Genomic DNA, 9,201 nt, shown 5'->3' on the forward strand with positions numbered 1-9,201 from the left:
GACCAGGGCCACGCCCGCGTCCGCCACGGCCCGAGCCGCAATATTGCAGCAAGCAGTACGAGCCGGTCTGTGCCCGGCGCGGCGGCGACCGCCAGACCTTCGCCAATGCCTGTCTTGCCGACCGGGCTGGCTACCGCATCGTGCGCGACGGTCCGTGCCGCGATAGCGGCGGTGGCGGTGGCGGTGGCGAGCAGACGTTCTGCACCCGCGAATATGCTCCGGTCTGCGGCCGCCGGCATGGCGAGATGCGTACCTTCCCCAATTCCTGCGAAGCCCGCGCCGCGGACTATCGCGTCGTTGGCGACGGGCCGTGCTGAGAACGCTGCGCCTTGTTGAGGACGACAGGCGTCAAGCCGTCGGCTCCACCTGGCGACAGTAGGCGATGAACTCGGACGCAGGCATGGGTCTGGCGAAAAGCCAGCCCTGGCCGTAGTCGACGTCGCGCTCGGCGAGATAGTCGGCCTGCGCCTGCGTTTCCACGCCCTCGGCAACGATCTTCAGCTTCAGTGTCTTGGCCATGTCGATGATATGCGGGGTGACGGAACTGGTGGCGGAATTCGTGCTGATCGTATCGATGAACGATTTGTCGATCTTGAGCGCATCGAGCGGCAGCCCCTCGAGATAGGACAGGCTGGAATAGCCGGTGCCGAAGTCGTCGATTGCCACTGCGTGCCCCAGTTCGCGGGCACGAATGAGCGTCGAACGCGCCGAGTTGATATCGACGAAACCTCGCTCCGTGGCCTCGAGCCAGATTTGCTGGGGCCGGATTCCGGTGTGCTGCAACGCCTTTTCGATAATAGGCAGGACCCGCGCGGTGCCGACATCGGTTGCGCTGAGATTGATGGCGATGTGAAGCGAGCGATCGGCGACCAGGAGCTTGTTCAGGTCGAACACAACCATCGCAATGACCTGATCGGTGATCGCCGTGATCAGGCCGCTCTCTTCCGCCAGCGGAATGAAAAGATCGGGCCGGACCAGGGAGCCATTCGGCCGCTTCCAGCGCACCAGCGCTTCCGCGCCGATGCAATTGCCGGTCCTGAGCTCGACGATCGGCTGATAGTGGACGATGAATTCGTGCTTGCGCACGGCGATCTGCAATTCTCCCAAGGGCGAAAGCCGCCTTCGTGACAGCCACACAACCACGCCGATGATGAAGGCAGCCATGAAGGCGCCGAGCGGAAGCAGCATGAATTGCTGCTTGCGAACGCTGCCCAGGATCTGGCTTGTCGGTTCGGTGGCGACAGCAATCCAGTCCGTCCCGCGCGCCGTGGCAAACAGGAGATCGTCATCGATGCCTTCGCCGGGACCGGCGATGATCTTCTCGATACGAGCAGGATTCGGGCCGTTCAACGCGCCAAGCAGGATGCCCGTTTGCGTCGTCAAGGCGAGCTGGACACTGGGATCGACGATGACGTCGACAAAGCGTACCGGATCGACAAGGACGTTGTGATCCCTGTATCGCAGCGCCATCAGAAAATGGTCCTCGCTCATCACCGGCTGCATGCGGGCGGTGACGGCAATGCCGTCCCTGGTGGTGAAGTCAGGGGTGGATTGCGCAACGCGCCCTTCGGTCGGTCCCCAGGAAGAGCATTTGAGCAGGCCGTTTTCGAAATAGCCCATTTCTTCGATCGGGCGCGTGTTGATGGTGAGTTGCCGCATACGGGCTATATGGTCCGCCGAACAGCGGATGCCGGTGAACTGGTCGATCTGCCGCAAGGCGGCGGTGGCATCGTTGAGCGAGATGTCGGCCCTGGCGATGGCGCGGCTGGCGAACAGCTGCAGCCGCTCATGTTCCTTTTGGACGGCCTGAATCCAAGCGAGATGAAACATAGCTGCGATTGGCAAGATGGCGCCCAGCATGGCCAACACCACCGCCGTCACGATGATGCGCGACCTGTCCATGCGCCTCCTGCCTTCGGGTATGAGCGGCGATCGTGGGTGGTCGCCCGCAACGTCTCGGCCACCAATCGCGGCAGCGGCCCGGTTCAGGCGGATATTAGGGCCTCGATCTTACGTGAACTTTAATGGAGTCGTGGGGCAGCACCGCTGCTCTAAACCGGATAGGCGCCGTCGGCCGGGCCGGCATAGAGCTCGCTGCCACTGTCGTCGCAGATGCGCAGGCGATCGGGGATTTGCGGCATCGCCAGCGTGTGGAACAGCGCGGTGGCGTCCTGCAGCGCGGCGCGCAGGTTCGGCGCCTCCAGCGACACCTTGTCGAGAGTGGCTTCGTCGGCGTCGCGCAACCGGTAGAACTCGATGACGAAATTCAAGCGCGCCTCCGTGGCAGAGCATTGCGCAGGCCTGTCCAGTCAATTCGCCACCTCACAGAGGACGACGGAAAGGGCGCACGAGGCGCGCCCTCCAGTTTGTCAGCCTTTCGACTTCGGCTTCAAGCTGCTCTCCGCCTGCTTGACCGACGAACCGAACGGGGAGGCGGGCTTTGCCACGACCTTGTCCTTCTTCGGCTTGCGTGTCTCGCGGTTGCTACGCTGTTGACCTTTGGACATGTCGTGCTCCTGCTTCAGTGTTGGCTTGGCGGTGGGGTCTCAGACGAGCGGGTTGCTGGCAACAACGGGGTTGTCGGCAACAACCGGATCTGCCGGTTCGAGATTGTCTTCGGTGGTGACCCGCTCATAGGTCTCCTGCTCGCTGCGGATGCGGTATTGCGGCGAACCATCCTTGACCGGCAGCCTGCTCTTGATCTGGAACAGTTCGGCGGTCTTCTGAACGAGGCCGGTGCGGCTCTTCATGCGCACGGTCTGACCGATCGAAAACTGGTGCGCGGGTGTGTCGGTGCGCGGGCGCGCATTCTGCTGGAAACGGATCATGCTGCATTCTCCCTGTCGCGCTTCAGCGCTGTTTCGAGTTCGAGGTAATCGATGGCGACAAGCTGGCTGGTGGGCGGGTTTTTCGCTGCCCTTGCCGGCAGATGGATGAAAGTGGCGACGCGGCGCCAGGCAAGCCGCGACATGCCCTCGATCAGCTCTTCGTCGTGGTCGATGTCGTAGTCGCCGGCCGGCAGCTGCCCTTCCAGTCCGCCGAGCACGAAAGGTGCGGTGAAGTGCGCGATGGAGTGGGTGGTGCGGTCCGGCATTGTCTTACCTATGCAAAGCAGCGGTCCTGAAAACAAAAAAGCGGGGACGAGCCCCGCTTTCCTATTTCCGGCAGTCGCTGGAAATAAGCCTCTTTCGAGAGCTGCCAGTACATCCGTGGTCAGCGTTCATCGAATTCGGCCGGATCAGATCATTTGCAAATTGGCGGCCGACTCGCGGCCCTTGGTGTCACGCTCCAACTCGAACTGCAGCTTCTGGCCTTCGGCGAGGCCGGGGAAGCCGGCGCGCTCCAGTGCGCTGACATGGACAAAGACGTCCTTGCCGCCATCGGTCGGCTGAATGAAGCCGGTCCGGCCATTGTAGAACTTCACGGTTCCGGTGTTCATGTCGGTCTTTCGAAGAATGAGAATGGCCGCGCGGAGCGAACATGCCGCGCGCCCGGTATCGATGATTTGGAATGAGATTGGCGGGTCGAGAACCTCTGACGCCGCGAGATGCCAATTCTGGCCCAAAGCGATCCTGTACAGATAGGCCTTTGTTGTAATTTAATCAAGGCGTTTTAAAATAAAATTGTGCTTCATTCAAAAAATTGCGCGCTGTAACTATCAGAAAAATGATGATACAAATTCATACAATTCAAAAACTGTTTGAAGCTTAGCGGGAATAATTCTCCCGGTATTTCATTTTTCTTGTGAGTTGAAGAAGGAGACCTCGAGATGTCCGTAAAGACGCCAACAGGCACCCCCGTAACGATCACGCCGGTCGCAAAGCCGGTAATGGCAAAGCCGATGGTTGTCCTGTCGCCGCGGCTGACTGTCAGAAGTGACGAGGCGGCAAAGCGAAGGATCGCCGACACCGATGGAACGGTTCGGCGTGCCAGGCAGGTTGCCGAGACCAATCGCCTGATTTGATCTTTCCGCACCGACGAAAGGACGAGACAGCAAGCGAAGCCTTGAACCTGGCGCGCCAATGGCCTAGATCGCCACAGGCGGATAAAACACGGCAGGTTTCCCATCAACAGAGATCAAAGACGAGCGGCGGGTGCGGGAGCCAGGTCTGGCGCAGGCGGACAGCCGCCGCTGGGCCTCGACCAGTATGTGCAGCAGGCGTTGCAACTGCATCAGGCGGGGCGCCGGCAAGAGGCTGAGACGATCTACCGGCAGGTGCTGGCGCGTCAGCCCAAGCATGCGGCCGCGGCGCATTTCCTGGGACTGCTGCTGCACCAGACCGGGCGCAGCGAAGAAGGGCTGGATCTCATCGAACGGTCGGTGAGCCTGCAGCCGACGAATCCCGATTTCCTCAACAATTTCGGTACGGTGATGCGCGACCTCGGCCGCCCTGCTGCGGCCATCGATTTCTTCCGCGGTGCGGTGGATCTGCGGCCGGACCAGCTCGCGGCGCGCGACAATCTCGGCTCATCGCTGAAGCAGGTCGGCCAGTTCGAAGAGGCCGAAGAGATTTATCGCGGCACGGTTGCACGCAACCCATTTCACGTGCGCGCCCGCATCGGGCTTGCCGAAACCCTGCAGGAAGCCGGGCGGCTGGATGAGGCGCTCGCCGTCTTCCGCGAAGCGCTGGCGATACGCCCCAAGGATGCCGACCTGCTGCACGGGCTCGGCGTCGGGCTGATGGAAAAGGGCAAGCTCGACGAGGCGGTCGACCTGTTCCGGCAGGCGTTGGCGATCAACCCCGCCATGGCCACAGCTTGGCTGATGCTGACGCAGGTCAAGCGCCAGAAGGATCGCGACAGCGAGCTTGGGGGCATGGAAGCCCAGCATGCCAAAGCGCCGCAGGACAGCCTGGCACGCATGCAGCTGTCCTTCGGACTCGGCAAGGCGAATGACGATCTCAGGGATTATGGCCGGGCCTTCGACTATTTCGCCGAAGGCAATGCGATCCGCCGCAAAGGCATCAACTACGACCAGGCCAGGACGCGGGCCGAATTCGAGGCGATGAAGGCCACCTTCGATGCCGGCTTCTTCGAGAAGCACAGGCCCAGCTCAATCAGCGACGACACGCCGATCTTCATCGTCGGCATGCCGCGTTCGGGCACGACGCTGGTCGAGCAGATCATTGCCAGCCATCCGCAGGTCTACGGCGCAGGCGAGCTCAGCATCTTGAAGAAGGCGGTCGGCAAGCAGTTCCCGGCGACCATGCCGGGTGGCTTCCCATGGGGCGTATCGGATATGGGCGATGCGGATTTTGCCGAAGCAGGCCAAGCCTATCTCGACATGCTGCATGCCCGCTATCCGAACATGCGCCACGTCACCGACAAAATGCCGGGCAACTTCCTGCTTGTCGGCTTCATCCACATGATGATGCCGAAGGCCAGGATCATCCACTGCGCGCGCGATGCGGCGGCCACCTGCCTGTCGATCTACAAGGTGCATTTCCGCGGCGACAGCCATCGCTATGGCTACGATCTCGGTGAGCTCGCCGACTTCCACAATCTCTACACCGACATCATGAAGCATTGGCACACGGTGCTGCCGGGCGTCGTGCATGATGTACGCTACGAGGATTTTGTCGCCGACCAGGAAGGACAGACGCGGGCATTGATCGCTCATCTCGGTCTGCCCTGGGACGACGCGGCTCTATCGTTCCACGAGACCGACCGACCGGTTCGCACGGCTTCAGCCGCACAGGTGCGCCAGCCGATGTATCAAGGGTCGGTCGATCTGTGGAAGCGCTATGGAGACCGGCTGAAGCCGCTGCTCGACAAGCTGGATTAGCGCAACGCTATCTAGCTGATCGTGGCCTTAGAGATTGGCCTAAGCACCCGCGTCGTCATCCTAGGGTCTTCGCGACGGAGCTTCGCGCTTCGCCCTAGGATGACGAAGCTGAGAGGCTTCTTCTAATCTGCAACCGGCTGCTCAAAGCTCAATGAATGGCTTGAAGCCACCGAAGATCATGCGCTTGCCGTCGAACGGCATGTCCGCCCAATCGGCCTTCAAGCGCGGATCTGCCATCACCTTGGCCATGACGGCATCGCGGCTCACCCGCGACTCATAGACGGCCCAGGCGAAGACGACGATCTCGTCGTCCTTGGCCTGCACGGCACGCGGGAAGGACGTGACCTCGCCATAGGGCACGTCGTCGCCGATGCATTCGACATAGGCGAGCGCGCCATGTTCCCTCCAGATAGGCCCTGCGAGGTTGGCCAGCTTCTTGTAGTCATCGAGTTTTGCCCTGGATACGGCAAGTACGAAACCATCGACATAGGACATTTTGGATCTCCTCCTGGAAGTTCACAGGGCCTCACCGGCGCCGGCCGGTGAGGGGCTCGGGCCATCGGCGGCAGATCAGGCTTTCTTCACCGGCGCGTTCATCGCCCATTCGACGCCGAACGGGTCGCGCATATTGCCCCACTGATCGCCCCAGAACATGACCTGGAGCGGCACGGCGACTTCGCAGCCGGCATCGACGGCGCGCTTCCACCAGGCTTCGATGTCGTCGCTGCCGAGGTGAAGCTGCATGGTGTAACCCTGCGGCTTGACGGCGGGCATTCCGTTTTCCGGATAGAAATCGGAGAGCATGAGGGTCGAGCCATTGATGTGGAGGTGAATGTGCATGGTGCGGCCTTTTTCGTCCGCCGGGTAGGCAAAGACCTGCTCCGCGCCGAAGGCCTTCTTGTAGAATTCGGCAGCCTTGAAGGCGCCATCCAGCTGCAGATAGGGGGTCAATCCGCCGAGCACTTTGGCCGCGGGCTGAACGGGGGTCTGATCAGTCATTTGTTGTTCCTCTTTGCGTTTGGCCTTGCGAGCCATAGGACGGATCGGACGGCGGCGATCCTACATGGCGGCGAAATTTTTTTGGCGGTCGGCCCTTGATAATCCCGGACAGCCGCGGGCTCGAGCGAGAGGCGTGAAACGAACTTGCGTCGGCGGCGCCCAATCAGAGCGCAATTCTCTCGGCTCGCAGGCTAGAACAGATGGATCACGCGAACGCCTCTTCAACCCCGGGACGACAATGATCCTCTACTATCAAACCCACTCACCCTTCGCGCGCAAGGCGCTTGTCTTCGCCCATGAGGTTGGCATTGCCGATCGGCTGGAGGTCATCCATCATGAGACCAGTCCGACCTTGCGCAACGCCGATGTCTACGCCGAAAATCCGCTTGGCAAGGTGCCGGTGCTGTTGCGGCCAAATGCGTCGCCGATCTTCGATTCCGATGTCATCTGCGCCTATCTCGACACACTGCATGACGGCCGCAAGCTGCTGCCGCAGGACGGCGAGGCGCGCTGGCAGGCGTTGCGGCTTCAGTCGGTCGCCCAGGGCCTCGCGCAGACAGGCATCGCTTTGCGCTGGGAGACAGAAAGGAGACCCGAAAAGCTGCGCTATGGTGCTCTCGCCGACGGATACCGGGAAAAGATCGAGGCGAGCTACGACTGGATCGAAAGCGCGCTGGACGACGAGGCACCGCTCCATGTCGGCCACATCGCCTTGGCCACCACGCTGTCCTGGATGGCGTTCCGCCACCTGCCGCCTTTTCGCTCGCGGGCGCGGCTGACGCACTGGTTCGAGGCTTTCGAAAAACGCGTATCGATGCAGGCGACACCGCTTTCAGGTGATACGCATGACTGACTGGCGCCTCGCGAGGTCAGGGGCGGCGGCCGTTCTGCGCGTCGAAGACGTCCGGAAAGCCGATATCCTTGCGCAGCGAGGCCGGCAGCGAAAGCAGGATGCGCTCGCTGCGGTGACGAGCGCGCGCTGCCGCATACCGGGTTGCGACGCGACCGATGGATGAAAGAACCGACATGATAATTCTCCCTGGGTTGGCGCCGGCATCATCGTGTCGGCATCCCAAGGACGCGATGGGCTGAGGCTATCCGACAGACCGTCGAGATTTTTTATCGCGGCGTCTGATGGTCTGTCCGAATGCTGCCGTGCGGACCTACGCAACCCTGAGCGTAGGGATCGCTGAAACATCAACTTCACGCTCTGCGTGCCAAGCATCGAAAGCCGCTTGCATTCGAAGCCAGATCGCGGCGCCGTCGCCGAACAGCTTCCCGAGGCGAGCGGCCACAGCCGGCGAAACCGGCTTCTTTTCGCGGATGATGTCATAGAGCTGCTGCCGGGAGATCCCGAGCAGATTTGCAATTTCCACCTTGGTCTTTCCAGTTGCCGGGATAATGTCCTCAAGCAGCGCTCCCGGGTGGGAGGGACAACGCTCAATAGGACGCGTCGGCTCGTGCACGGTCATAAGTCGAACTTCTCCAGTCTGGCCGCCTCAGTGATATTGCTCGAAATCGACGCGGGCAGCGTCCTTGCCGTCGAACTCGAATGTGATGCACCACGGACCGTTGACGTGGACCGTGTAGCGGATTGGATCGAAGCCTTTCAGCGGGTGGAAATCGAAGCCGGGAAGGTTCATCTCCTCCGGCTTCTCCGAAGCTTCCAGGCGGTCAAGCCGGACAAGAATGCGCTTGTGCATCTTGGCGTCGATCTTGCCGGTCTTTCCAGTTTGAAAGAGGTCCGACAGCGCCTTGTTCTTGAAGGACTTGATCATCGATATATGTAAACAGATTGCTTACAAAAACAAGGTCTGTAAGCAAATAATTTACATGCCAGTCGACCTCCGTTGGCCTCATCCTGCCGTTTCGGCCACTGAGCGGAAGAACTCCTCGGGGTCCTCGACTTCGGTCAGCTTTCGTTTGTCGATCAGCCAGAAGCGGTTGCCGATGGCGCGGATGAAGGAGCGGTCGTGCGAGGCGAGCACGCAGCTGGCCTGATGCGCCAGCAGTTCCGCTTCCAGCGCTTCCTGGCCGTCGATGTCGAGGTGGTTGGTCGGCTCGTCCAGCAGATAGAAGTTGGGATTGGCGAGCCTCAGCGCCAGCATCATCAGCCGCGCCTTCTGGCCGCCGGACAGCACGCCGATCTTTTTCTCCTGCATCTCGATGACCACGCCAGCACCGGCCAGCAACGACCGTGCGCGCTGCTCGCCGACATCGTAGCGGCGCGAGACCATCGCCAGCGGCGTGTCGTCGCCGCTGATGCCCGACAGCGCCTGATCGCTGTAGCCGAGCACCGTCGACGGCGTCACCTTCACATTCCGCACCGTGTCCGGTTCGATGATGGCATTGCGGATCAGGGTGACGAAGCGCGACTTGCCGACGCCGTTGCGGCCGAGCAGCACGATGCGGTCGCC

16 protein-coding genes are annotated in these 9,201 nt (G+C 61.4%); 3 read left to right on the forward strand and 13 right to left on the reverse strand.

What is annotated here, in order from left to right; genetic code table 11:
• On the forward strand, positions 1–317 hold a 317-nt coding region (locus EN906_RS12585), incomplete at its 5' end, for a Kazal-type serine protease inhibitor domain-containing protein (protein WP_127375202.1).
• Between the two features lie 31 nt (positions 318–348).
• Here EN906_RS12585 and EN906_RS12590 read toward each other — a convergent pair.
• The 7 genes from EN906_RS12590 to EN906_RS37265 all read right to left on the reverse strand — a co-directional run bounded on the left by EN906_RS12590 (position 349) and on the right by EN906_RS37265 (position 4,023).
• Entirely contained in the window at positions 349–1,902 is a 1,554-nt protein-coding gene (locus EN906_RS12590) for an EAL domain-containing protein (protein ID WP_127270524.1), read from the reverse strand.
• A gap of 149 nt (positions 1,903–2,051) precedes the next feature.
• Complete coding sequence (locus EN906_RS12595) at positions 2,052–2,270, reverse strand: hypothetical protein (protein WP_127270522.1); 219 nt, start codon at positions 2,268–2,270, stop codon at positions 2,052–2,054.
• Between the two features lie 99 nt (positions 2,271–2,369).
• Positions 2,370–2,507 carry a hypothetical protein gene (locus tag EN906_RS37260; RefSeq protein WP_164482279.1) on the reverse strand — a complete coding sequence of 46 codons (138 nt, stop codon included), beginning with the start codon at positions 2,505–2,507 and terminating at the stop codon, positions 2,370–2,372.
• A 39-nt stretch (positions 2,508–2,546) separates the two neighbouring features.
• A complete protein-coding gene (locus EN906_RS12600) occupies positions 2,547–2,828 on the reverse strand; it encodes a hypothetical protein (protein WP_127270520.1) in 282 nt (93 codons plus the stop codon).
• Entirely contained in the window at positions 2,825–3,094 is a 270-nt protein-coding gene (locus EN906_RS12605; RefSeq protein WP_023809798.1) for a hypothetical protein, read from the reverse strand. The genes EN906_RS12600 and EN906_RS12605 overlap by 4 nt, the downstream gene beginning before the upstream one ends.
• Positions 3,095–3,238: 144 nt before the next feature.
• A complete protein-coding gene (locus EN906_RS12610; RefSeq protein ID WP_127270517.1) occupies positions 3,239–3,439 on the reverse strand; it encodes a cold-shock protein in 201 nt (66 codons plus the stop codon).
• Between the two features lie 191 nt (positions 3,440–3,630).
• Positions 3,631–4,023, reverse strand: coding sequence for a hypothetical protein (locus tag EN906_RS37265; RefSeq protein ID WP_164748817.1), 393 nt, complete (start codon positions 4,021–4,023; stop codon positions 3,631–3,633).
• 139 nt (positions 4,024–4,162) lie between these two features.
• On the opposite strand from EN906_RS37265, the gene EN906_RS12620 reads away from it, so the two are divergent.
• Positions 4,163–5,785, forward strand: coding sequence for a tetratricopeptide repeat-containing sulfotransferase family protein (locus tag EN906_RS12620; RefSeq protein WP_236382892.1), 1,623 nt, complete (start codon positions 4,163–4,165; stop codon positions 5,783–5,785).
• A 141-nt stretch (positions 5,786–5,926) separates the two neighbouring features.
• Here the strand turns inward: EN906_RS12620 and EN906_RS12625 are convergent, their stop codons facing one another.
• Positions 5,927–6,280: a DUF1428 family protein gene (locus EN906_RS12625; RefSeq protein WP_127268660.1), complete on the reverse strand. Its 354-nt coding sequence runs from the start codon at positions 6,278–6,280 to the stop codon at positions 5,927–5,929.
• Between the two features lie 75 nt (positions 6,281–6,355).
• Positions 6,356–6,784 (reverse strand): glyoxalase/bleomycin resistance/extradiol dioxygenase family protein, encoded by a 429-nt coding sequence (locus EN906_RS12630; RefSeq protein WP_127268665.1) that lies wholly within the window; start codon positions 6,782–6,784, stop codon positions 6,356–6,358.
• Positions 6,785–7,022: 238 nt separating this feature from the next.
• On the opposite strand from EN906_RS12630, the gene EN906_RS12635 reads away from it, so the two are divergent.
• Positions 7,023–7,637, forward strand: coding sequence for a glutathione S-transferase family protein (locus tag EN906_RS12635; protein WP_127268661.1), 615 nt, complete (start codon positions 7,023–7,025; stop codon positions 7,635–7,637).
• A gap of 16 nt (positions 7,638–7,653) precedes the next feature.
• Here the strand turns inward: EN906_RS12635 and EN906_RS12640 are convergent, their stop codons facing one another.
• The 4 genes from EN906_RS12640 to EN906_RS12655 form a co-directional block, all read right to left on the reverse strand.
• Positions 7,654–7,812: a hypothetical protein gene (locus tag EN906_RS12640; RefSeq protein WP_127268662.1), complete on the reverse strand. Its 159-nt coding sequence runs from the start codon at positions 7,810–7,812 to the stop codon at positions 7,654–7,656.
• 135 nt (positions 7,813–7,947) lie between these two features.
• Positions 7,948–8,256, reverse strand: a complete 309-nt coding sequence (locus EN906_RS12645; protein WP_127268663.1) for a HigA family addiction module antitoxin — start codon at positions 8,254–8,256, stop codon at positions 7,948–7,950.
• 27 nt (positions 8,257–8,283) lie between these two features.
• Positions 8,284–8,562 (reverse strand): type II toxin-antitoxin system RelE/ParE family toxin, encoded by a 279-nt coding sequence (locus tag EN906_RS12650; RefSeq protein ID WP_023809788.1) that lies wholly within the window; start codon positions 8,560–8,562, stop codon positions 8,284–8,286.
• A gap of 78 nt (positions 8,563–8,640) precedes the next feature.
• The coding region (locus EN906_RS12655) for an ATP-binding cassette domain-containing protein (RefSeq protein ID WP_164777160.1) at positions 8,641–9,201 on the reverse strand (561 nt) is incomplete at its 5' end.

Source organism: Mesorhizobium sp. M7A.F.Ca.CA.004.06.1.1 (assembly GCF_003999135.1).
GTDB lineage: Bacteria > Pseudomonadota > Alphaproteobacteria > Rhizobiales > Rhizobiaceae > Mesorhizobium.

What these genes read in the sequence shown, in the direction of transcription:
- EN906_RS12590 (WP_127270524.1), bottom strand. Translation starts at nt 1,902, where the DNA reads ATGGACAGGTCGCGCATCATCGTGACGGCGGTGGTGTTGGCCATGCTG.
- EN906_RS37260 (WP_164482279.1), bottom strand. Translation starts at nt 2,507, where the DNA reads ATGTCCAAAGGTCAACAGCGTAGCAACCGCGAGACACGCAAGCCGAAG.
- EN906_RS12600 (WP_127270520.1), bottom strand. Translation starts at nt 2,828, where the DNA reads ATGATCCGTTTCCAGCAGAATGCGCGCCCGCGCACCGACACACCCGCG.
- EN906_RS12605 (WP_023809798.1), bottom strand. Translation starts at nt 3,094, where the DNA reads ATGCCGGACCGCACCACCCACTCCATCGCGCACTTCACCGCACCTTTC.
- EN906_RS12610 (WP_127270517.1), bottom strand. Translation starts at nt 3,439, where the DNA reads ATGAACACCGGAACCGTGAAGTTCTACAATGGCCGGACCGGCTTCATT.
- EN906_RS12625 (WP_127268660.1), bottom strand. Translation starts at nt 6,280, where the DNA reads ATGTCCTATGTCGATGGTTTCGTACTTGCCGTATCCAGGGCAAAACTC.
- EN906_RS12630 (WP_127268665.1), bottom strand. Translation starts at nt 6,784, where the DNA reads ATGACTGATCAGACCCCCGTTCAGCCCGCGGCCAAAGTGCTCGGCGGA.
- EN906_RS12635 (WP_127268661.1), top strand. Translation starts at nt 7,023, where the DNA reads ATGATCCTCTACTATCAAACCCACTCACCCTTCGCGCGCAAGGCGCTT.
- EN906_RS12640 (WP_127268662.1), bottom strand. Translation starts at nt 7,812, where the DNA reads ATGTCGGTTCTTTCATCCATCGGTCGCGTCGCAACCCGGTATGCGGCA.
- EN906_RS12645 (WP_127268663.1), bottom strand. Translation starts at nt 8,256, where the DNA reads ATGACCGTGCACGAGCCGACGCGTCCTATTGAGCGTTGTCCCTCCCAC.
- EN906_RS12650 (WP_023809788.1), bottom strand. Translation starts at nt 8,562, where the DNA reads ATGATCAAGTCCTTCAAGAACAAGGCGCTGTCGGACCTCTTTCAAACT.